This window comes from Nesterenkonia haasae (assembly GCF_010119385.1).
Taxonomy (GTDB): domain Bacteria; phylum Actinomycetota; class Actinomycetes; order Actinomycetales; family Micrococcaceae; genus Nesterenkonia; species Nesterenkonia haasae.
In genome coordinates this window covers 104,343-125,768 of the sequence record NZ_VFIE01000020.1, presented here as the reverse complement: position 1 = coordinate 125,768, position 21,426 = coordinate 104,343, and the positions used below count along the sequence as shown (strand labels likewise).

Here is a 21,426-nt window from a genome sequence, read left to right as displayed (position 1 = left end):
AATAGCCTGTCAGAGAGGACCCAGCTATGGCCACCAGCGATAATTTCGATCTCGCCCATGTCGGCGGAATCGAACTCTTCACCCCGAAGTTCGAGGAAAGTCTTCACTTCTTCCGTGACATCTGCGCCATGAGGGAGGTGGAGCGCATCGGCGACTCGGTCTACCTGCGGTGTTGGGACGAGTACCAGCTCTACACGCTCAAGCTCACCGCATCCCACACCAACGGCGTCGGCCGTACGCTCTTCCGCGTCACCAGCCCCGAGGCGCTCGACCGGAGGGTCGCCGCGATTGAAGCTGCTGGTTTGGGACACGGCTGGCGGGAGCCTGAGGTCGGTGTCGGCAGGTCCTATGAGTTCGAGGATCCCGACGGGCACCTGATGGGCATCTACTACGACACCGAGCATTACGTCCCCGACGAGGAGGACCGCCCGGCATTGAAGAATCAGGCCTCTGCCTACCCCGGACGCGGAATCAACACCCGGCGCATGGACCACATCAACTATCTGGCAAGCGATGTGGATGCTGCGGGCGTGTTCTGGCGCGATGTCATGCGGGCAAGGGAGTCAGAGCGCGTCCGTCTAGACAGCGGAAGCTATGGGGCTTGGTGGTTCAGGTTCCATCAGAAGTCCTACGATGTCGTGTACTCCGACGACTGGACGGGGGAACGGGGGCGCTTCCATCACTTCGCGTTCGCGCCGGATTCCCGCGAGGACATCCTCAAAGCAGCCGATATCTGCCTGGAGAACGGGATCTACATAGAGTACGGGCCCTACAAGCACGCCATCAACCAAACATTCTTCTTGTACGTCTGGGAGCCCGGCGGCAACCGGATTGAGTTCGCCAATGCCCAAGCGCGACTCATCCTCGATCCCGACTGGCCGGTGGTGGAGTGGAGCCAGGCTGAGCGCGCCAAGGGGCAAGCGTGGGGAATGAAGACAGTTGCCACATTCCACACTCACGGAACCCCCTATGTGGAGAACCAAGAGGAAATTGACCGTAAGGCCTTAGAAGGCCAACACTAAATTCCGCTCCAGTCCGTGAATTTTACCTTGTTAGATATCGCGATCGTTGCGGGCTGTCTATGAGAAATGAGAATACACATGGCTCGGAACACTGGGTTTGACTATGACGAGTATGTCGAAGCTTTTAACCGGGGGGACGACGACGCGTTGGTGGACGGATTCTTTGCTGAAGATGTGTTCTTTGCTGGCAACAGTATGACGCTGCAGGGACGAGAGGAATTGCGCGCGTTTCTGCACAATGCCCACAACGGCGTCCGCGAAACTCTTCGACATCAAGCTATTGCTCGTGAGGACAACGAGCTCGCAGTCGAGGTGGACATGGACTTTCATGCGACGGATGATCGTCCGGACTTCGTGTTTGGACCCCTCCGAGCCGGTGAGCACATGACCGTGAAGTTCTTCTGTTTTTATCAGTTAAGTGGAGACAAGATCTCTTCATTGAAGACCGCAACGTGGGCTCCGAACAGAGAGGTCACGGTTCCCCCTACTTCTTTCACTACCGGGACTCTGGGAAAACGGACATATCTCAATTATGTGCTGGCGTTCAATAGCCAAGACACTGACGGATTCCTTCAGTTCTATGATGATGAGATCCAGGTCAAGCTGCCCTCTTTCGATGAGCCACTTCACGGTAAGGCAGCCGTCAAACGGTTCTACGAGAATATGTACCACACTGTGCATGAGGAGATTGACGTGCGGTCGGTCATTCTCGACGAGGGCGGCATCGCGGCTGATGTCGTATGTCGATTTACAGCGGTTGACGACGCCCATGACTTTGTCTTAGGGCCGCTGCTTACAGGTGAGTCTTACGAGGCCGACATGTTCGTCCACTATGCACTGAGGAACGGAAAGATCAATCGGGTCAGCGTCGCTCGTCGCAGCGAAGTTCGGCACATTGGAAACTGAAGCAACTCCGAGCCACCCACGCGAGGTTCAACCCGCCCCGCCTAGGAAGGAGCTTGCACTGAGGACGATGGAACCATGTGTCTCGAGTTGCGCTCTTCACCTGTGAGACGCACCACAAAAAACCCTTGCTTGCGGCCCTCGAATAATATACGATCTGGAATATGATCAGTCCTGGCAAGATCGTCGCAGTTCACATCAGCTATCAATCTCGGGCCGAGGAGCGTGGCCGCAGGCCGAGCAACCCCTCGTACTTCCTTAAGCCGACCAGCTCTCTAGCCGCCTCAGGAGACGCTGTCGAGCGGCCTATAGGAACAGAGCTTCTGGCGTTCGAGGGTGAAGTCGCCCTTGTTATCGGGACTGCGGCCCGACGGGTCTCCCCGGCGACGGCGTGGGATCATATTCAGTGGGTGACTGCCGCGAACGATTGGGGGCTGTACGACCTGCGGGGAGCAGACAAAGGCTCGAACCTGCGGAATAAAGGCCGCGATGGCTACACCCCACTAGGGCCTGAGTATCTGGACGCGCAAGCGGTCTCTCCGGAGAACCTGCGACTACGCACGTGGAAGAACGGTGAGCTCGTCCAAGACGACACCACCGACCGTATGATCTTCCCATTGCCCCAGTTGATCGCTGATCTCTCCCAACACCTCACTCTTCACCCGGGAGACATCGTCCTCACCGGCACTCCCGCGGGGGCGTCGGTGGCAGCCCTCGGTGATGTGGTCGAGGTGGAGGTCGACGCACCCGCTCTCGGGATAAGCACTGGCCGGCTGGCCTCCTCTGTGGTTGAAGGCGATGACGCTTTCGACCCGGCACTTGGCGCGATACCCGCCGTGGACGACCTCCAGCGTGAAGAGGCGTGGGGCTCGGCGCAGAAGGCTGGCCTCCCTCGCCCAGCCCCTGCTCTGAGTCGGGAGTTGAAGGACAAGTTGTTGAAGGCGCCTACTGCCGGACTCTCCCAGCAGCTGCGTCAGCGCGGCCTCAACAACGTTTCTGTAGAGGGCGTGCGGCCCAATAATTCCGCAGTGAAGATGGTCGGCACGGCGAAGACCCTGCGGTTCATCGCCAATCGGGAAGATCTGTTCAAAGCCCACGGACGCGGTTTCAACCCTCAGAAGCGGGTCTTCGACTCTGTGGACGCAGATGAGGTCATTGTGATTGAAGCTCGAGGCGAGTCGGGCTCCGGCACCCTTGGGGATATCTTGGCCCTTCGCGCCACCGCGCGGGGGGCTGCAGGCGTGGTCACCGACGGAGGGGTGCGGGATTATACGACGGTTGCGGAGATCGGTCTTCCGGTTTTCAGCCTCGGCGCTCATCCGGCCGTGCTGGGTCGCAAACACGTCGCATGGGACGCCGACCTGACCGTCGTCTGCGGAGGTGCCTCGATACAACCCGGTGACATCATCGTGGGCGACGACGATGGCGTCGTCGTCATTCCCCCGGCCCTGGCAGAGGAAGTGGCCGATGCTGCACTCGCCCAGGAAAATGAGGACGCTTGGATCGCCGAGCAGGTGAAACAGGGTGGATCGGTCGAAGAGCTCTTTCCCATGAATGCCCACTGGCGCAAGCGCTTCGAGGCTGAACAGGGTGGCGACGCATAGTGCCGGGACCGCACGTTCAACGCACCAGCAAATCCCAGCTCACCTATGACTGGATCCGCGAACGCATTCTCAAGCGCGAGTTCAACCCCGGGTACCGACTAGTGCTCAGCAGCATCGCCGCCGAGCTGAGTGTCAGCGTTGTCCCCGTCCGGGAGGCGGTGCGCCGACTGGAGGCGGAAGGACTCGTCGAGTTCGAACGCAATGTGGGGGCACGGGTCGCTATGGTCGATGAGCCTGAGTATGTCGAAACTATGCAGAGCCTCGGGGTATTGGAGGGTGCGGCCACCGCGCTCGCCCTGCCGCACATCACAGCAGAAGATATCGCCCGCGCCCAGAGCATCAACGATCAGATGCGCGCTATGCTCGCCGACTTTGACCCCGCGGTCTTCACCACAATGAACGAGAAGTTCCACCGCGCGATCTGTCACCGCTGCCCCAACAGCCACATCTCCATGCTCGTGGACCGTGGGTGGGAGCGCATGGCCGGTCTGCGCAGTTCAACATTCAGCTTTGTCCCCAACCGAGCCCCCCACTCAGTGGAGGAGCACGATCACATCCTGCGGCTAATCCGCGAAGATGCTGACCCCACGAAGATCGAGATGACAGTCCGGCGGCACAAGTGGCGCACTGTCGAAGCGTTCAGCCACCACACTCACTGACCACGCAGACCAGAGTTATCACCAAGGAGCAGCCCATGGCACAGTATGAGACGCACATTCCGTTAGACCTCCCGGCGAAGATCCAGCACTACATCGATGGCGCATTCGTCGACTCCCGCGACGGAGAGACTTTCGAAGTAATTAACCCCGTCACGAATGAGACCTACATCCACGCAGCCGCTGGCCAAGCCGCCGATGTCGACACGGCTGTCGCCGCTGCCTCGAGAGCATTCGCGGCAGGGACCTGGTCCTCTGCCCTCCCAAGGGTGCGCTCCCGTGTGCTGCACAAGATCGCCGATATTGTGGAAGAGCGGGGGGCTCGGCTGGCTGAGCTGGAAACTTTCGACACCGGACTGCCGATCACTCAGGCACGGAGTCAAGGAAAGCGTGCGGCGGAAAACTTCCGCTTCTTCGCCGACCTGATTGTTGCCCAGCACGATCACGCCTTCAAAGTCCCGGGCCAGCAAGCCAACTACGTCAATCGGAAGCCTATCGGGGTGGCGGGGCTGATCACCCCGTGGAACACACCCTTCATGCTAGAGAGCTGGAAACTCGCCCCTGCGCTGGCAACCGGAAACTCTGTGGTGCTCAAACCGGCTGAATTCACCCCCCTCTCAGCGGGACTGTGGGCCGAGATCTTCGAAGAGGCAGGCCTTCCGACCGGCGTGTTCAACCTGGTACACGGCATTGGGGAGCAGGCTGGTGACGCGCTGGTGAAACACCCAGATGTGCCGCTGATTTCTTTCACAGGCGAATCCAGCACCGGTCAGCTCATCTTCGCCAACGCGGCTCCCCATCTGAAGGGCCTGTCGATGGAGCTGGGAGGGAAATCTCCTGCCATAGTCTTCGCTGATGCCGACCTCGAAGCGGCCGTAAACGCCACAATCTTCGGCGTGTTTTCACTCAATGGCGAACGCTGCACGGCAGGTTCCCGAATCCTTGTTGAGCGAAGCATCTATGACGAGTTTGTCGACCGCTATGCCGCACAGGCCAAACGGGTCAAAGTAGGGTTCCCGCACGACTCCGACACCGAAGTTGGCGCCCTGGTCCATCCTGAACACTTCGGAAAGGTCTCCTCCTATGTGGAGTTGGGCAAAACTGAGGCGCGACTGGTCGCAGGAGGGGGCCGACCCGAAGGCTTCGAGACCGGAAACTTCATCCAGCCCACGGTCTTCGCCGATGTGCCTCCCCAGGCTCGAATCTTTCAGGAGGAGATCTTCGGACCCGTGGTGGCCATCACCCCCTTCGACACTGAAGAGGAAGCGCTTGAGCTAGCGAACAACACCAAGTATGGCCTCGCCGCTTACGTGTGGACTAATGATCTGAAGCGCTCGCATAACTTCGCACAGGCGGTTGAAGCCGGCATGGTGTGGCTGAACTCCAATAATGTTCGCGACCTCCGCACCCCTTTCGGCGGCGTAAAAGCCTCAGGTCTCGGTCACGAAGGGGGATACCGCTCCATCGACTTCTACACCGACCAGCAGGCTGTGCACATCAACCTCGGAGAGGTGCACAACCCGGTCTTCGGCAAAGCAGACTGATTCCACCCACTCGCCTTCAGAACAGAGCAAGGACGCCTGATATGACTACATACGCCCCCTCCGGCAGTATCCCCACCCCGCAGTCACCCGCACCAGACGTACTCCGGTGCGCGTATATGGAACTGATCGTCACGGACCTGAAGCGCTCACGCGACTTCTACGTAGACGTGCTGGATCTAGTGGTCACAGCAGAAGACGACGACGCCATATACCTGCGCTCCATGGAAGAGTTCATCCACCACAACCTGGTCTTGCGGCAGGGAGATGAGGCGGCCGTGGCGGCGTTCTCGTACCGGGTCCGCAGTCCTGAGGATCTGGACAAGGCGGAGGCCTTTTACCGAGAGCTCGGCTGCCCAGTTGTCAGAAAGTCCGAAGGCTTCGTCAAGGGCATTGGCGATTCCGTCCGAGTCCAGGACCCACTAGGGTTCCCCTACGAGTTCTTCCACGATGTGGAGCACGTGGATCGCCTGGCCTGGCGGTATGACCTCTACACTCCCGGATCCCTGGTCCGTCTTGATCATTTCAACCAGGTCACTCCTGACGTGCCCAAGGCCGTGGGGTTTATGGAAGACCTGGGTTTCCGGGTCACCGAAGATATCCGCGACGACGAGGGAACAACCTACGCTGCCTGGATGCGCCGCAAGTCCACCGTGCATGACACTGCTATGACAGGGGGAGCCGGCCCACGGATGCACCATGTTGCCTTCGCAACTCATGAGAAACACAACATCCTCGCCATATGTGACAAGCTCGGTGCGCTGAGGCTCTCTGATCACATCGAACGCGGCCCAGGACGGCACGGTGTGTCCAACGCCTTCTACCTCTATCTCCGGGACCCTGACGGGCATCGTATAGAAATCTACACACAGGATTACTACACCGGGGACCCGGACAATCCAGTGGTCACTTGGGACGTTCACGACAACCAGCGCCGCGACTGGTGGGGCAACCCCGTAGTGCCCTCCTGGTACACCGAGGCTTCCACTGTGTTGGACCTTGAAGGTCGTCCCGTGCCCACAACTGAGCGCACCGATGACTCCGAAATGGACGTCACGATCGGGGCAGACGGATTCTCCTACACCCGCAAGGATGATGAAGATTCCATGCCCGAATGGAAAAAGGGCGAATACAAACTCGGCAACCAGCTGTAGAGGATCTAGGGACTCATGCTTTCTTCAGACACCATCACTGCGATCGCTGACGAGTTGGCTCAGGCGGAGAAGGACCGCACCACAGTGCCATTGCTGACAGGGCGCTATCCGGACATGACGATCGAGGACTCCTATGCGGTGCAGAACCAGTGGCGCCGACGCGGCATTGAGTCCGGGCGCCGTCCGGTCGGCCGCAAGATCGGTCTGACCTCCAAGGTCATGCAGGCTGCCACGGGCATCACCGAACCTGACTACGGGGCAATCTTCGCCGATATGGTCTACGAAAACGGTTCTGTGATCGAACACAGCATGTTCTCCAACGTGCGGATCGAAGTAGAGCTCGCGTTCGTTCTTGGGAAGGCGCTCACTGGCCCAGATGTGACCGTCTTCGACGTTATGGATGCCACCGCCTACGTGGTTCCCGCCTTGGAGATCCTCTCTTCGCGCATAGATATGCAAGGCCGGACGATCGTGGACACCATAAGTGACAACGCAGCCATGGGCGCCATGGTCTACGGCGGGAACCCGGTCAAGCCCCACGACGTCGACCTACGTTGGGTCTCAGCGCTGTTGTACCGTAACGAAACGATCGAGGAGTCCGGCGTGGCGGCTGCCGTACTGAATCACCCCGCCACAGGGGTGGCCTGGTTGGCCAATAAGCTCGCTGCCCACGGCGACGCGCTTACCCCGGGGGAGATGATCTTGGCCGGTTCTTTCACCCGCCCCATGTGGGTCGAGGCCGGCGACAGCGTGCTCTGCGACTACGGACCGATGGGAACTGTCACATGCCGCTTCAACTGAAACCCCCATTTGGTCAGGAACTCGCGCAGGCGCAGAGAACGCTCTACGGCGGGTGGATCTGCTCCGGGTCGCCGGTGGCTGCCGAGATCATGGCTGGGGCCGGTCTCGACTGGTTGCTGATCGACATGGAACACGCCCCGAACGGGCTAGAGTCAGTGCTCGCCCAACTGCACGCCGTCTCCGGATACCCGCCCTCAGTGATGGTGCGGGTCCCCGCGGGCGAGCCGGTAGTGATTAAGCAAGTCTTGGATCTCGGGGTGCAGAACATCCTTGTCCCTATGGTTTCGTCGGCTGAGCAGGCTGAGCGCATCGCGGCGATGGCCCAGTACCCACCCCGCGGAATCCGCGGCATCGGCAGTGCTCTCGCCCGCTCCGGGCGTTGGAACCGAGTTGAGAACTACTTGTCCAATGGCGCGGAACACGTTTCGATCTTCGTGCAGGTCGAAACTGTAGAGGGCATCAATCACGCCGCCGAGATCGCTGCGGTAGAGGGGATCGACGGCTTATTTTGCGGACCCAGCGACCTGGCGGCTTCCATGGGGCTGATCGGACAGCAAAACCATCCCGACGTTGTCGGCAGCGTCAAAGATGCATTCTCTGCGATCTCCGCCGCCGGAAAACCAGCAGGGGTAAACGCCTTCGACCCGGCGCTTGCCCGCCAGTACGTCGACGCCGGAGCATCATGGGTTCTCGTCGGGGCTGACGTCGCTCTGCTGGCCCGTGGTTCAGAGACTCTCGCGGCCGATTTCATCCCGACTGGATCTCGAAAGGGGTCATGATGCATTTTCATCACCATGGTTACGTTACGGGCGACCCCAGGATCCTGGCCCCGGAGGGCAACGGCCTAGAACGGCCAGAGGAACTGCCCGACACGATGGATGTCCTCATTGTCGGTACCGGGCCCGCCGGTATGATCGCCGCTGCCCAGCTATCTCGGTACCCTGGGATTAATACCCGGATCATTGAGCGTCGACCGGGACGCCTGGAGGTGGGCCAGGCCGACGGCATCCAAGCGCGTAGCGTCGAAACATTCCAGGCCTTCGGCTTCGCCGACGAGATCACCAACGAGGCCTACCGCATCTCGGAGATGGCGTTCTGGAAGCCGAACCCAGAAAACCTCGATCACATCATGCGAACTGCGCGGCGCCTCGATGACGAACACGGCGTCAGTGAATTCCCCCACCTCATTGTCAACCAGGCCAGAGTGCTGGATTACTTTGCAGAGTATATGGAGAGGTCCCCCTCCCGGATTACACCCGACTTTGGCGTCGAATTCCTGGGACTCGAGGTCACCGAGGCCCCTGACTATCCGGTGCAAGTACGCGTTCGCCATGTGGCAGGTGAACGCGACGGCCAAGAGCGCACAGTTCGGGCCAAATACGTATTGGGGGCCGACGGGGCTCGCAGTGGCGTCCGGCGGAGCATCGGAAGGACGCTTAAGGGAGACACTGCAAAGCACGCCTGGGGTGTGATGGACACTCTTGCGGTGACGGATTTTCCAGACATCAGGCGAAAATGCGCCATCCAGTCGCGCTCTGGCGGAAACATCCTGCTCATCCCTCGGGAGGGCGGTCACCTTTTCCGCATGTACGTGGACCTCGGTGAGGTCGCCGAAGACGACGCCGGCCGAATACGTCAGACCACCCTGGATGACGTCATTGCTAAGGCGAACACCATTCTTCATCCCTATACCCTCGACGTGAAACATGTGGCCTGGCACAGCGTCTACGAAGTCGGCCACCGGGTGACTGACAAGTTCGACGACGTCCCCGATGACTTCATCGGCCAACGCTCGCCGCGAGTCTTTATAGCAGGCGATGCATGCCACACACATAGCGCCAAAGCAGGGCAAGGGATGAACGTGTCCATGCAGGACGGGTTCAATTTAGCGTGGAAACTCGGCCAGGTGCTCACAGGGCGGAGCGCTGAATCGCTCTTGGACACCTATTCGGAGGAGCGGCAGGAGGTAGCTCAGAACCTCATCGACTTTGACAAGGAATGGTCTACCCTGATGGCAAAGAAGCCTGAAGAGTTGGACGACCCGTCAGTGCTGGAAGACTTCTACGTTAAGACCTTCGAGTTCCCCGCGGGTTTTATGACCGAATACAAGCCCTCCATGATCACCGGAGATGCCCGTTATCAGGATGTCGCATCCGGCTACACGGTGGGCAAACGGTTCAAGTCTGCCCGGGTTTCTAGAGTCTGCGACGGAAATCCTCTGCACCTGGGGCATCTTGCCACCGCAGACGGTCGTTGGCGGATTTACGTCTTCGCCGACGCCCCAGGCCCGGGAGACGTGTCGAAGCTAAGTCACTGGGCACAGTGGTTCGAGACTTCCGCCGACTCACCAAGAGTCCGTTTTACCCCACCGGGAGGGGACGACGACGCAGTATTCGACACCAAAGTCGTCTACCAGCAGCGTCATGAAGAGATCGAAATGGATGCTCAGCCTGCGGTGTTCACACCCAGGGTCGGCCCGTTCCGCCTGGTCTACCTCAACAATGTCTTCGGGCAGCACCCCGAGGAGAGCATCTTTGCAGAACGCGGCATCAGCGCTGATGGCGCGGTGGTTGTGGTGCGCCCAGACCAGTACGTGGCACATGTCCTACCGCTAACGGCCACCGAGGAGCTCGCTGAGTTCTTCGCTGGAGTCTTTACCGGCCCCGGGAAATAGTCCGCCGGGCTCCTCTCCGCAGGTTTTACCTCGCCTTACCGGGATTACCACGCCGCAAAGCGGTAGGTATATCTGACAAGGCGAGGTAAAACCTGTGCGTGGGCCTGGTGCGCTTCCTCTTATGGTTTTCGGATGCCCCTGGTGCCCTGGTCAGTGTTCAGATGAGAAGTCTCACGTGAGAGCTATGCATCATTGATAATTGCAACCATTGAAATATTGAACGATAGGTGATTTGCGCGTAAGCTGAGTCACATGTGTTGCGAATCACAGTTCAGACGGTCCCGACGTGCGGTGTCCGAGAACGTGCACAAGGGGGTCGTCAATGACCGATGAAAGCGTGAACCCGGGGCCGGAACCCCGGAGAAAAACCCCTGAGACTCGCGAGGAGGAGGCGCATCGCCTGCACCGGTGGGAGTCCTCCGGTAGGTCGGATCACCGCGGCGGTGTTCCCGGACGCCACGCAGGTGGCTCAACTTCTGCGGGTTTGGACGTTGCCACACGCCCCGACCCGGCAGCACCAATGTCCTCGGTGGCGCAGACCGGCGCGACCGGACGGGCAACAACCTCTGGTCCGGGACGGGCCCGACGGCAGCGACGTCGCGGCTGGAGTACCCGACTGCTTGGCGCCGCCGGAGTCTTAGGAATGCTGCTGACCTGGGAGATCGTGCCCCGCACCGGTTTCGTCAATGAGCGCTTCATGCCGCCGGCTTCAGAAGCCATCGGTGGTCTCATCAGCAACTTCGGACTCACTCAATTCTGGATCGCGGTCCTTGACACGATGCATGCTTGGGCACTGGGCATGGTCATCGCCGTGGCCCTCGCCGTCGTGCTGGGCTTCATCATCGGCACGTCCCCATTCCTGCGGCGCTTCACAAACTCAACGATCGAGTTTCTTCGCCCGGTCCCCTCGGTGGCGCTGATCCCGCTCGCTGTCTTGCTTTTTGGCTTTGATATTGAGTCATCACTGATGCTCATCGTCTACGCGTGTTTCTGGCAGGTACTCATTCAGGTGCTCTACGGCGTGGCGGACGTGGATGCAGTCGCCATGAACACAGCTCGCTCCTACGGGCTCGGGCCGGTAGCTCGAATCCGTTATGTCATTTTCCCGACCGCTTTGCCCTACCTCATGACCGGGGTTCGCCTGGCGGCCGCTGTGGCGCTGATTCTGGCGATCACCGCCCAACTGGTGATTGGCACTCCAGGGTTGGGGGCGGAGATCGCCAGCGCGCAATCCGGAGGTAACTACGTGGCCATGTACGCACTTGTGTTGGCAACTGGTCTGCTCGGGGTCCTGATCAACCTGGTGATGAGAATGATTGAGCGCAAGGTTCTCTCCTGGCACTCATCGGTCCGCACGGAGGTGGCGGCATGAAATATATTCGCAGTGCCCTGCATATAGTGGCTCTTCCGCTAATTCTGCTGTTCATTTGGTTCATTAGCACGCTCGGCGAACCGAACTTCTTCATCCCTACTCCCCAGCAACTCGTTGAAACCTTCATCAACACCTGGACCGCCGACCGCTTCCTCGGCGATGTCTTCCCTTCATTGGGACGACTGATCGTTGGGATCGCGTTGTCGATCGTGGTGGGCATAGTTGGAGGTCTGCTGATCGGCTCCTTCCGCTGGTTGCGGGCCCTGCTGGAACCCACTCTGGAGTTCTTCCGCGCGATCCCTCCCACCGTCCTGATCCCGGTTCTCATGCTGCTGGTCGGCGTTGGTGACGACATGAAGGTCTCGGTCATCGTGCTCGGTGCAGTGTGGCCGATCCTGCTCAACACCATTGAAGGTGTGCGTTCAATGGACGAGGTGCTGGCCGACACCAGTCGCACATACGGGATGAACAGGGTTAACACTGTGCGCTACCTGATCCTGCCCTCGGCGATGCCGCAGATCATGGCGGGCATCCGGCAGTCCCTGTCTATCGCACTCATCCTCATGGTGATCTCCGAGATGTTCGCATCCACCGAAGGCCTGGGATTCGCCATCGTGCAGTTCCAGCGTTCTTTCGCCATCCCAGAGATGTGGTCAGGCATAGCCCTCTTGGGATTCATCGGGGTGCTGATGTCCTTCATCTTCCAGCTTGCCGAACGCTGGATTCTGGGTTGGTACCACGGACTGCGTGAGATCGAACAGTCCGCCTGAGCACATGACACGTTTCATATTGAGAGAAGGGATTCGGAGATGACATCCGAACACAAACACCCCACGAACCCCGTCGTCAGCCAGTCCAGAGTTGATGAGACACCAGATGGACGCATCCCGGTGGGAAAGACTATTCCCGATGAGCAACCGATGCTCTCTGTGCAGAATCTGAAGAAGATCTACCACACCGACGCTGGTGACATGGAGGCGATCAGGAACGTCACTTTCGACCTCCCCAAGGGCCAGCTGGCCTGCCTGGTGGGCCCATCCGGATCCGGGAAGACCACGCTGCTCAAATGTATCGCCGGCTTGATGGAGCCCACCGCTGGCGAGGTTACCCTGCACGGGCAGCAGGTCACCGGCCCGCCGAAGTCCATGGCTGTGGTGTTTCAGGAATACGGCCGTTCTCTGTTCCCTTGGTTGCGTGTGGCAGAGAATGTGGAGCTCCCCCTGAAAAATCAGGGCATGGACAAGTCCAAGCGTCACCATCTGGTCGAGGAGGCACTCGATGCCGTGGGACTTTCGCACGTGCCCAAGTCGTACCCATGGCAGCTCTCTGGAGGAATGCAGCAGCGCGTCGCTATCGCGCGAGCAGTCGCCTATCAGCCCGAGGTGCTGCTCATGGACGAGCCATTCGCCGCCGTGGACGCCCAGACCCGGGCCGACCTCGAAGACCTAGTGCGTGGCGTATGGCAGAAGCTTGGGGTTTCGATCCTCTTCGTCACCCATGACATTGACGAATCAGTGTATCTGGGTGAGCGGGTCATCATCCTGTCCTCATCGCCGACGATAGTTCAGGAAGATGTGCTGGTGGATCTTCCCGATGAGCGGGACCAGCTGGAGACCAGGTCGTCCCAGCGTTTCTCTGAACTCCGACACCACGTGTACGAGCAGATTCAACTGGCCAAGAAGGGGTTCCGCCCAGAAGATGCCGTCGCTCACAGCTAGGACGGTGCCTCCTGCAAAGCCCATAGCGCGCCGTAGGTTTCGCCTGTCAGAAGACGATCTTGGCCAGCAGCCTTCGAAGCTCGTCCTGTTCCTGAGGGGTCAGTGCCGTCAGCAGCTGTCTTTCCGCTGCTCGGGTCCTTTCGGAGGCACGAGTGTAGAGATCATGTCCAGAATCAGTGGCGATCAAAATCTTCGAGCGACGGTCGCGCGGATCAGGGGCTCGGCGGATCAGCTCCCGATGCTCGAGTGCATCGACCAGCGCAACCACCTGGCTGGGATCCAAGTCCAGAAAACTGCCCAACTCGCGCTGGCTGGGATTGGTTCCGGAGCACGCCATGGCCAGCACTGCGTAGTGCCTGACTTTGAGATCCAGGTCGACCAGCATCTGGTTGGCCAGTGCATTACCTCTGCTCCGGGACCGCGCAGTGAGAAACGCGACCTCCTGTGCCAGCGCGGATTGTTGAAAGCGGCTGGCGCCCTCGCCGTCAGGAGTTGGTCGAGTCTGAGAGGCCGCGACAGCTGCTGTGCCGGGGGTCGAGGGGGACATGAGTGCTCCTTGCGGGGTGTCGGAAGTCCGACTGGACGGATGAGAAGGCAAACGATTGACTTTTTCAATATTATCAAGTGAGATGTATCACAGTAAGCATAGGCTGCAATTCATACAAAAGGAGTGACTATGTCGTTGCAAGGCAAAGTGGCAATCGTGACCGGCTCGGGTGCCGGCCTGGGGCTGGCATATGCCCAAGAGCTCGCCGCGCAAGGCGCTGCAGTCGTCATCAATGATGTGGACCAGACTCACGCCGATGCGGCGGTGCAGTCTATTGAATCGGCTGGCGGCAAAGCCACATCAGTCGTAGCGCCAGTGGGTTCTACCGAGACCGCAGAGCGGTTGGTCGAGGCAGCTGTTAGCACCTTCGGCAGTTTGGACATTCTGGTGACTAACGCCGGCATTCTCCGTGATAAATCGCTGCTGAAGATGTCTGATGATGACTTCGACGCTGTGATCAATGTCCACCTGAAGGGAACCTTCACCTGTGTTCGGGCAGCATTCAGCCACTTTAAGACGCAGGGCGTCCCCGGCCGTGTTGTTTGTGTCGGCTCTCCAACTGGCCAGCGCGGAAACTTCGGTCAGACGAACTACGCCGCGGCCAAGGCCGGCATCGTCGGCATGGTGCGCACCTGGGCTTTGGAGATGAAGCGCGCGGGAGTCAGTGTCAACGCGGTTATCCCGGTAGCTGCAACCGCGATGACGAAGACCGTGCCGTACTTCCAGAAAGCAGTTGAGGCCGATGAGCGGGGTGAGCCCATGCCCGATTTCTTCCGCAAGAAGCTTGGTTTCGGGACGGCGAAGGATGCCGCCGGCGTCGTCGCCTTCCTGGCCTCTGAAGCAGTGGACGGAATTACCGGTCAGGTCATCGGTGCTGGTGGAGACCGCCTGCAGGTCTGGAGCCACCCGGAACCAGTCGCACAGGAGTACCACGACGGCGGGTGGGACTACGCGACGCTGATGGAACAGGGACGCAGCATTCTGGAGGGTCACCTCCAATCGGTGGGTGAGTCGATGCCGGAGCTTCCTTCCGAGCTGCAACCGGAGCCTACCCATTAATTTATCCGCCGAGACCATGAGAAGAGGTACTGATGCGCTACGAATCAGCCATTGACGTGACCGCCATTGAGGCGGTTGACACCCACGTTCACCTGGAGCAGGACTCAGCGGGACGTCGAGCGCTGCCACAGCTTTTCTTCGATGCCTCCGCGAAGTACTTCAAGACTGACGAGCGCACGCCTTCGGTCGATCGCATCGCCGAACTGTATCGTCAGCATCGGATGGCGGCCGTGGTCTTCACCGTGGATGCGCGAACCCAGATGAAGCACGAACCAAACTCAATCGACGATCTCGTCGAAGGCTGCCTGCGCAATAACGATGTGCTGCTTCCCTTTGGGTCGGTGGATCCCCGCCTCGGTTCAGCGGCGATCCCGGAGGCCCGGCGTCAGGCAGAGGATTTGGGTGTTCGTGGTTTCAAGTTCCACCCCACTGTGCAGGGCTTTGACCCTTCTGATGAGCAGTACTATCCCCTCTGGGAGACTCTTCAAGAGTTCGGCGTGCCGCTGGTTTTCCACACTGGCCAGAACGGCATGGGCGCCGGGACACCGGGCGGTGCAGGGCTAAAGCTGAGGTACTCCAACCCGCTGCTATTGGACGACGTCGCGGCAGATTTTCCTGGGCTCCCTATCATCATGGCCCACCCGTCGGTGCCTTGGCAGGATGAGGCCATCTCGATCGCTACACATAAGTCCAATGTGTTTATTGACCTCTCAGGATGGTCGCCCAAGTACTTCCCCGAGGCATTGGTCCGCAGTGCGAACAACATCCTGTCCCGGAAGCTTCTGTTTGGCACCGACTATCCGCTCATCTCCCCGAACAAGTGGCTGAACGCCTTCGCTGCCCTACCCATCAAGGATGAGGTCCGGCCCAGGATTCTGAAAGACAATGCGGTGGAGCTCCTCGGTTTGGGGCAGCCCGGCGCTGGCACGGCTGCCCGCAATCACGGTGCGAGTGATGCGTGAACCAGTGAAGGGAAGTGTCATCCCTTCTGATCTCTACGGCTTCGCGGAACGTCTCACTGAGGCGGAGCGAACAGTGATCACGAACCTGCGCCGGGTGCTGGCCGAAGACGTCCATCCACACCTCAACGCAGCCTGGGACGAGGCGCGTTTCCCCGAGGAGATCGTCGCACCCTTGCGCAGTCTGGAACTGATGGACCCTCCAGCACTACGCGAGGCCGGAGAGCCGTTACGCGAGATTTTCCTTGGGTTCCGGAATTTTGAACTCGCACGGTGTGACATAAACGTAGGGACCTACTACAACGCGCAGGCAAGCCTGTTCCGAACTGTCTGTGCAGTGGGCGCCTCTCCGGAACAGGCACGCGAGCTCGACGCGAAGATTGTCACCCACGAGCTAACTGGGGTCTTCGGGCTCACTGAACCCGATCACGGCTCGGACGTGGCGGGCGGCCTCGCCACGGAAGCGACACAGGACCCAGTGACAAAGGAATGGACGATCACCGGCACCAAGCGTTGGATCGGAGGAGCGGCAGCTGCTGATGTCGTCGCGACCTTCGCGCGAGACACCGCCGATCAGCGGGTCAAGTGCTTCCTGATACCGGTCTCGGCCGAAGGGGTTTTCGTGGAGAACATTCCGCGCAAGGCTTCGCTGCGCATCATGCAGAACGCAGACATCACCTATGAGCAGGTTCGGGTTTCGGACAGCGCGCGACTCCAGAGGATCAACAGCTTCTCCGACGTCGCAGCGTGCTTGCGGCGCATGCGGTCTGACGTGTCCTGGATGGCGACAGGTGCCATGGCCGGTGCCTATGAGGCTGCGCTGACCTACGTGCAACGCCGGAAGCAGTTTGGTCGGCCAATCGCGGGGTTTCAGCTCGTTCAGGAAAAGCTCGCGATCATGCTTGGCAATCTCACCGCCTCGCTCGGTATGGTCGTCCAGTTGACCGAGCAACAGGCTGCCGGGATATACCGTGACGAGGCCTCTGCGTTGGCGAAAATGTACACGTCGCTTCGCCTGCGCGAGACCGTTGCGCTGGCCCGCGAAGTGTGTGGCGGCAACGGAATCACTCTGGACACCGATGTCGCCCGGTTTCATGCTGATGCTGAAGCCATCTACTCGTATGAAGGCACCCACGAGATAAACGCACTGATCGTGGGGCGGGCCGTGACCGGAGTGGGGGCATTCACCTGACCCACCTTCCAGAGTCGCAGAGCCACAGAAACTAGGCACCAGCGCCCAACCTGACCCGGCAGAAAGTTCACCCGGGAAGACGCATATCCATAAGTAAGTGTGATCCGTATCACATTGAGACCAGAAGGGGAGCAGAATGACTGAGACCAATCCAGCACGCACCGTCGTATCCTTTGAGGATGCCCGTGGGGCAGCCGGCACCGACTTGGGAACGACGGCTTGGCGAGAGATCACGCAGGAGATGATCGACACTTTCGCCGACGCCACCGACGATCATCAGTGGATCCACGTGGATCCGGAACGGGCCAAGGATGGACCTTTCGGGGCGCCGATCGCCCACGGGTTTCTCACACTGTCGCTGATCATCCCGTTCTGGGGCGAACTCTTCGACGTCACCGATGTCAGCACCAAACTGAACTACGGCTTGGACAAGGTGCGCTTCACGGCCCCTGTCAAAGTCGGTTCCAAAGTGCGTATGCACGGCACCATTCGAGACGTCCAGGAGGTCAAGGGTGGGGGTCTGCACCTGGTGGTGGACGCCAGCTTCGAGGTTGAGGGTCAGGAGCGTCCAGCCGTCATCGCGACCTTCCTTGCGCGTTTCTATCCGTGATCGGGGTACCTCCCCCGAACACACGCAACAATCGCTTGACTCATTATCAAATCCATACGGGCCGCGACGCTGCGACCCGGTTTATGAAGGAGCAGTCATGAAGAAGAACATCACGTCCATCACCGGACTCCTCGCCGTGGGCGTCCTCGCCCTCAGCGCATGTGGTGAAGGCTCACCGGCTGAAGACGCCGATACCGATACTGAGAACGATGCTGACGCTGCGGGTGAAAACGGTGACCTGACGGAAATCAACGTCGGTGTGCTGCCCATCGCCCCGTCCGGCGCAATCTACTACGGCATCGAAAATGGCATCTTCGAGGAGCACGGGCTCGACGTCGAACTCACCACCTCCAGTGGCGGCGCAGCGATGCTCCCCGCGGTGAACACCCAGCAGCTGGAATTTGGAATCGGCAATCCCAACTCAGTGCTCAACGCCAATGACCAGGGTCTGGAGATGCAGATCATCACCGGTTACTCCAACTCCATGGCTGAAGGCGATGACATCGCCGGAGTGGTCACCACGGCGGATAGCGGCATCGAGAGCTGGGAAGACCTCGAGGGTCAGACAGTCTCAATCAACGCACTTCAAACACAGGGTGACCTGACGATTATGGAAGCCGTGGAGCAGGCCGGCGGTGATCCAGATGCTGTGAACTTCTCCGAGATGCCTTTCCCGGATATGGAGGCACAGTTGGAACAAGGCAACACTGATGCCATCTGGGTCCCCGAGCCCTTCCTGAGCAACTCCCTCTCCAGTGACGAAAATCAGCTCGTTGGCTACTCTTTCCAGGACTCGATTCCGGGAATGCCCACGATGGTGAGCTTCAGCTCCGCTGAGTATGTCGAAGAGAACCCAGAAATCGCTCAGGCGTTCAGCGACGCCATGACTGAGGCGCTCCAGGCCGCTGAGGACGATTCAGACGGTGTGCGTGCGCTCCTGCCGGAGTTCATAGACCTCCCGGAGGAAGCCGCTGAGAATCTTCCCTTGGAGGAGTTCGACGCCGAGATCCGCACCGAACAGCTCGAAGAGGCCGGAGAGCTCATGGTCAAGTTCGGGTTCATCAATGATGTACCGGATCCCGCTTCACTCTATTTCGAAGGTGAGTGATTCTGGCTCACACAACTTGTAGGCGGGCAGTCTGCCGCGGGAGCGCGGAACGGTGAAGCGACCAACGTGGAGGTCAGTGTCATTTCGGCATGATGCATGATGAGCAATTCCAGTAGACAGGAGTCCACAGTATGAAAAACCACGGTCTGGGTGATTGGATTCACCGCCGTCGAGTGCGATCCCGCGGCCAGACGGCGCTGATCAGCGCCACAGGAGAACAGACGTACGACGAATTGGCCGATCGCATCGACCAGCTGGCGAACGCCTTGGCTGACCGAGGGATCAAGCCCGGCGACCGAGTGGCGTATTTGGGTGAGAACTCCGCCTCTTTTATTGAGACGTTGTTCTCCGTAGGGAGCCTGGGCGCCGTATTTGTCCCTCTCAACACTCGTCTGGCCCCTCCTGAGGTGCAGTTCGCACTGCGCGACTCGGGGGCCAAGATGCTGGTGAGCTCGACCACGCTGCAACTACTGGCCGCCGCGGGGTCCCGTGAGACGGCTGTGGAGAGGGTTGTCACCGTTGAAGACGGTCCGCCTGAGCGCGGCGAAAGTCTGGAGTTCCCAGTTCCTGCCGAAGCGTTTGAGGATGTGCTCAGCTCGGGAACCCTTGATCGTCCCGACGTGGAGGTCTCCCACGAGGACCTTGCGGTCATCCTGTACACCTCGGGAACCACCGGTAATCCAAAGGGGGCGATGCTCACACATGGAAACCTCACCTGGAACGCGATCAATGTCTTGACGGACTTCGACATCGCCAGCAGCAATGTTGCCCTGATGATTGCCCCGCTGTTTCACGTGGCTGCACTAGGGCAGGGAACACTTCCGGTGTTGCTCAAAGGCGGGTGTGTCATTCTCGAGCGCCGCTTTCAGCCAGGCAGAGTGCTCGCGCTGATTGAGGAGCACGGGGTCACCAACATCTCTGGTGTCCCCACCACCTTCCAACTGCTCTGTGAGCATCCGGATTGGGACAGCACTGATATCTCCTCGCTGCGCAATCTGACCTGCGGAGGCTCGGCTGTACCGCTGCGCGTGCTGGAGGCCTATGAGGATCGAGGATTAGCCTTCACGATGGGGTACGGGATGACAGAGACCTCCCCGGGAGCAACCAGCCTGCCCCCCGCCTATTCGCGCTCAAAACAGGGCTCAGGCGGACTCCCCCACTTCCACACAGACGTAAGAGTGGTGGACGCCGATGGAGAACCGTGTGCTCCCGGAGAAGTTGGGGAAATTCAGGTCCACGGCCCCAATGTCATCGCCGAATACTGGAACCGTCCGGACGCGACAGCGTCGTCGTTCGTTCGCGACGAAAACGCAACCTGGCTCAAGACCGGAGACATGGGCTATTTTGACGACGAGGGCTTTCTCTTCATCTCAGACCGGCTCAAGGACATGATCATCTCCGGCGGAGAGAACATTTACCCGGCTCAGGTAGAGCAGCAGATTAGCTCATTGGAGGCGGTTGCGGCCGTCGCTGTCATTGGAGTGGAGGACACCAAATGGGGGGAGGTCCCACGCGCTTTGATTGAGGTGCGGCAGGGTCATGAGCTGACAGAGGAGGAAGTGCTGAATCACCTTGATGGAAAGCTCGCTCGGTACAAGGTGCCCAAGTCGGTTGTCTTTGTTGAGTCAATGCCCCGGACCGCCTCCGGGAAAATTCGCAAACCTGATCTAAGGAAGATGTACGCAAAATAGGCGACTTGATGCTGTGTCCGGGGTCTACAGGGTCGTGATGGTCTTGCTTCGATCCCTGAGGGCAAACGCATCGGTAGGTGCCCAACCGGAACTGTGTCTCTTTGGACAGCGTGTTCGAATTCATGTCGGATCGGTAGCGGACCGTGACGCCTTATTCGATCCTGTGAGACGATTCGAGCCAACCCTGCATGAGCTGCACTTCAGATCGAAACCTGTGGGAGGTCCTGTGGAGCAGGATAAAAGGACCCTACGCGCGGAAACCCGTCGTTCTCGCCGCTCCCACTCAACGCGTGAGCGTGAAGCACTGACGGAGGGCTTGACTCAGAACCTTGTGAGTGTGGTGCGCGCGCATGAACCGGCTCTGGTGGCTTGCTACTTGTCTACGCCGGATGAGCCGAACACCCGCCCATTTCTTGAGTGGGCCGTGGGACATAGCGTCGATGTTCTGCTTCCGGTGAGCCGGCCAGACGGACAGCTGAACTGGGTATTCAACCATGCGGGCACCGAAAAGGTGGGTCTTTACGGTATTGCGGAGCGAGCTGGTGAGCCGGTTCCGAATTCGGTGATCGAGAGTGTTGACTTGATGATTATTCCGGCTGCGGCAGTCGACAAGTCTGGAGTGCGCCTGGGCTGGGGGAAGGGTTACTATGATCGGACCCTAGCCCAGCTGACGCACGAGCCTCCCATTTTTGCAGTTGTCTACGACGGAGAACTTCGCGAACGTATTCCGCGTGAGGACCATGACAGACCTGTGGGTGGCGTTGTCACACCCACACAGATCCTCACATTTGGTTGAGGCTCACTGAACCGGACCG

General features: G+C 59.6%; 20 protein-coding genes. 19 read left to right on the top strand and 1 reads right to left on the bottom strand.

From position 1 onward, the window contains the following. The first annotated feature begins 26 nt into the window (after positions 1-26). From FH975_RS09150 to FH975_RS09095, 12 genes are all read left to right on the top strand, one after another. Positions 27-1,022, top strand: coding sequence for a VOC family protein (locus FH975_RS09150; RefSeq protein ID WP_162321102.1), 996 nt, complete (start codon positions 27-29; stop codon positions 1,020-1,022). 78 nt (positions 1,023-1,100) lie between these two features. Further along, on the top strand, positions 1,101-1,928 hold the full coding sequence (locus tag FH975_RS09145; protein ID WP_162321101.1) for a nuclear transport factor 2 family protein: 828 nt from the start codon (positions 1,101-1,103) through the stop codon (positions 1,926-1,928). 161 nt (positions 1,929-2,089) lie between these two features. Further along, positions 2,090-3,529, top strand: coding sequence for a fumarylacetoacetate hydrolase family protein (locus FH975_RS09140; protein ID WP_162321100.1), 1,440 nt, complete (start codon positions 2,090-2,092; stop codon positions 3,527-3,529). Next, entirely contained in the window at positions 3,529-4,188 is a 660-nt protein-coding gene (locus FH975_RS09135) for a GntR family transcriptional regulator (protein WP_162321099.1), read from the top strand. The genes FH975_RS09140 and FH975_RS09135 overlap by 1 nt, the downstream gene beginning before the upstream one ends. A 35-nt stretch (positions 4,189-4,223) precedes the next feature. Continuing rightward, a complete protein-coding gene (gene hpaE / locus FH975_RS09130) occupies positions 4,224-5,729 on the top strand; it encodes a 5-carboxymethyl-2-hydroxymuconate semialdehyde dehydrogenase (protein ID WP_162321098.1) in 1,506 nt (501 codons plus the stop codon). A gap of 41 nt (positions 5,730-5,770) precedes the next feature. Next, the gene (gene hpaD / locus FH975_RS09125) at positions 5,771-6,880 is read left to right on the top strand and encodes a 3,4-dihydroxyphenylacetate 2,3-dioxygenase (protein WP_162321097.1); all 1,110 of its coding nucleotides are present in this window, start codon (positions 5,771-5,773) and stop codon (positions 6,878-6,880) included. Between the two features lie 15 nt (positions 6,881-6,895). Then, positions 6,896-7,681 (top strand): 2-oxo-hept-4-ene-1,7-dioate hydratase, encoded by a 786-nt coding sequence (gene hpaH, locus FH975_RS09120; RefSeq protein ID WP_162321096.1) that lies wholly within the window; start codon positions 6,896-6,898, stop codon positions 7,679-7,681. Continuing rightward, the gene (locus tag FH975_RS09115; protein ID WP_162321095.1) at positions 7,666-8,460 is read left to right on the top strand and encodes an HpcH/HpaI aldolase family protein; all 795 of its coding nucleotides are present in this window, start codon (positions 7,666-7,668) and stop codon (positions 8,458-8,460) included. Before hpaH ends, FH975_RS09115 begins: the two co-directional genes overlap by 16 nt. Further along, a complete protein-coding gene (locus FH975_RS09110) occupies positions 8,460-10,355 on the top strand; it encodes an FAD-binding monooxygenase (RefSeq protein ID WP_162321187.1) in 1,896 nt (631 codons plus the stop codon). Before FH975_RS09115 ends, FH975_RS09110 begins: the two co-directional genes overlap by 1 nt. A gap of 520 nt (positions 10,356-10,875) precedes the next feature. Next, entirely contained in the window at positions 10,876-11,727 is an 852-nt protein-coding gene (locus FH975_RS09105) for an ABC transporter permease (protein ID WP_162321186.1), read from the top strand. After that, positions 11,724-12,497 (top strand): ABC transporter permease, encoded by a 774-nt coding sequence (locus tag FH975_RS09100; RefSeq protein ID WP_162321094.1) that lies wholly within the window; start codon positions 11,724-11,726, stop codon positions 12,495-12,497. Before FH975_RS09105 ends, FH975_RS09100 begins: the two co-directional genes overlap by 4 nt. A gap of 150 nt (positions 12,498-12,647) precedes the next feature. Beyond that, a complete protein-coding gene (locus FH975_RS09095) occupies positions 12,648-13,445 on the top strand; it encodes an ABC transporter ATP-binding protein (protein ID WP_235928637.1) in 798 nt (265 codons plus the stop codon). Positions 13,446-13,491: 46 nt separating this feature from the next. On the opposite strand, the gene FH975_RS09090 is transcribed toward FH975_RS09095, so the two are convergent. Next, positions 13,492-13,992: a MarR family winged helix-turn-helix transcriptional regulator gene (locus FH975_RS09090; protein WP_162321092.1), complete on the bottom strand. Its 501-nt coding sequence runs from the start codon at positions 13,990-13,992 to the stop codon at positions 13,492-13,494. 129 nt (positions 13,993-14,121) lie between these two features. Here FH975_RS09090 and FH975_RS09085 point away from each other — a divergent pair, with 129 nt between their 5' ends. From FH975_RS09085 to FH975_RS09055, 7 genes are all read left to right on the top strand, one after another. After that, positions 14,122-15,051: an SDR family NAD(P)-dependent oxidoreductase gene (locus tag FH975_RS09085; protein WP_162321091.1), complete on the top strand. Its 930-nt coding sequence runs from the start codon at positions 14,122-14,124 to the stop codon at positions 15,049-15,051. Between the two features lie 32 nt (positions 15,052-15,083). Beyond that, complete coding sequence (locus FH975_RS09080; protein WP_162321090.1) at positions 15,084-16,013, top strand: amidohydrolase family protein; 930 nt, start codon at positions 15,084-15,086, stop codon at positions 16,011-16,013. Beyond that, positions 16,006-17,202, top strand: a complete 1,197-nt coding sequence (locus FH975_RS09075) for an acyl-CoA dehydrogenase family protein (RefSeq protein WP_162321089.1) — start codon at positions 16,006-16,008, stop codon at positions 17,200-17,202. Before FH975_RS09080 ends, FH975_RS09075 begins: the two co-directional genes overlap by 8 nt. 136 nt (positions 17,203-17,338) lie before the next feature. Then, positions 17,339-17,812 carry a MaoC family dehydratase gene (locus tag FH975_RS09070; protein ID WP_162321088.1) on the top strand — a complete coding sequence of 158 codons (474 nt, stop codon included), beginning with the start codon at positions 17,339-17,341 and terminating at the stop codon, positions 17,810-17,812. Between the two features lie 97 nt (positions 17,813-17,909). Beyond that, positions 17,910-18,920, top strand: a complete 1,011-nt coding sequence (locus tag FH975_RS09065; protein WP_162321087.1) for an ABC transporter substrate-binding protein — start codon at positions 17,910-17,912, stop codon at positions 18,918-18,920. Positions 18,921-19,051: 131 nt separating this feature from the next. After that, complete coding sequence (locus tag FH975_RS09060; protein ID WP_162321086.1) at positions 19,052-20,611, top strand: acyl-CoA synthetase; 1,560 nt, start codon at positions 19,052-19,054, stop codon at positions 20,609-20,611. Between the two features lie 163 nt (positions 20,612-20,774). Further along, positions 20,775-21,407 (top strand): 5-formyltetrahydrofolate cyclo-ligase, encoded by a 633-nt coding sequence (locus FH975_RS09055; RefSeq protein WP_407938628.1) that lies wholly within the window; start codon positions 20,775-20,777, stop codon positions 21,405-21,407. The last annotated feature ends 19 nt before the right edge of the window (positions 21,408-21,426 follow it).

Coding starts and splice junctions, on each gene's coding strand:
- FH975_RS09150 (WP_162321102.1), top strand. CDS start 27: ATGGCCACCAGCGATAATTTCGATCTCGCCCATGTCGGCGGAATCGAA.
- FH975_RS09145 (WP_162321101.1), top strand. CDS start 1,101: ATGGCTCGGAACACTGGGTTTGACTATGACGAGTATGTCGAAGCTTTT.
- FH975_RS09140 (WP_162321100.1), top strand. CDS start 2,090: ATGATCAGTCCTGGCAAGATCGTCGCAGTTCACATCAGCTATCAATCT.
- hpaE (WP_162321098.1), top strand. CDS start 4,224: ATGGCACAGTATGAGACGCACATTCCGTTAGACCTCCCGGCGAAGATC.
- hpaD (WP_162321097.1), top strand. CDS start 5,771: ATGACTACATACGCCCCCTCCGGCAGTATCCCCACCCCGCAGTCACCC.
- hpaH (WP_162321096.1), top strand. CDS start 6,896: ATGCTTTCTTCAGACACCATCACTGCGATCGCTGACGAGTTGGCTCAG.
- FH975_RS09115 (WP_162321095.1), top strand. CDS start 7,666: ATGCCGCTTCAACTGAAACCCCCATTTGGTCAGGAACTCGCGCAGGCG.
- FH975_RS09110 (WP_162321187.1), top strand. CDS start 8,460: ATGCATTTTCATCACCATGGTTACGTTACGGGCGACCCCAGGATCCTG.
- FH975_RS09105 (WP_162321186.1), top strand. CDS start 10,876: ATGTCCTCGGTGGCGCAGACCGGCGCGACCGGACGGGCAACAACCTCT.
- FH975_RS09100 (WP_162321094.1), top strand. CDS start 11,724: ATGAAATATATTCGCAGTGCCCTGCATATAGTGGCTCTTCCGCTAATT.
- FH975_RS09095 (WP_235928637.1), top strand. CDS start 12,648: ATGCTCTCTGTGCAGAATCTGAAGAAGATCTACCACACCGACGCTGGT.
- FH975_RS09090 (WP_162321092.1), bottom strand. CDS start 13,992: ATGTCCCCCTCGACCCCCGGCACAGCAGCTGTCGCGGCCTCTCAGACT.
- FH975_RS09085 (WP_162321091.1), top strand. CDS start 14,122: ATGTCGTTGCAAGGCAAAGTGGCAATCGTGACCGGCTCGGGTGCCGGC.
- FH975_RS09080 (WP_162321090.1), top strand. CDS start 15,084: ATGCGCTACGAATCAGCCATTGACGTGACCGCCATTGAGGCGGTTGAC.
- FH975_RS09075 (WP_162321089.1), top strand. CDS start 16,006: ATGCGTGAACCAGTGAAGGGAAGTGTCATCCCTTCTGATCTCTACGGC.
- FH975_RS09070 (WP_162321088.1), top strand. CDS start 17,339: ATGACTGAGACCAATCCAGCACGCACCGTCGTATCCTTTGAGGATGCC.
- FH975_RS09065 (WP_162321087.1), top strand. CDS start 17,910: ATGAAGAAGAACATCACGTCCATCACCGGACTCCTCGCCGTGGGCGTC.
- FH975_RS09060 (WP_162321086.1), top strand. CDS start 19,052: ATGAAAAACCACGGTCTGGGTGATTGGATTCACCGCCGTCGAGTGCGA.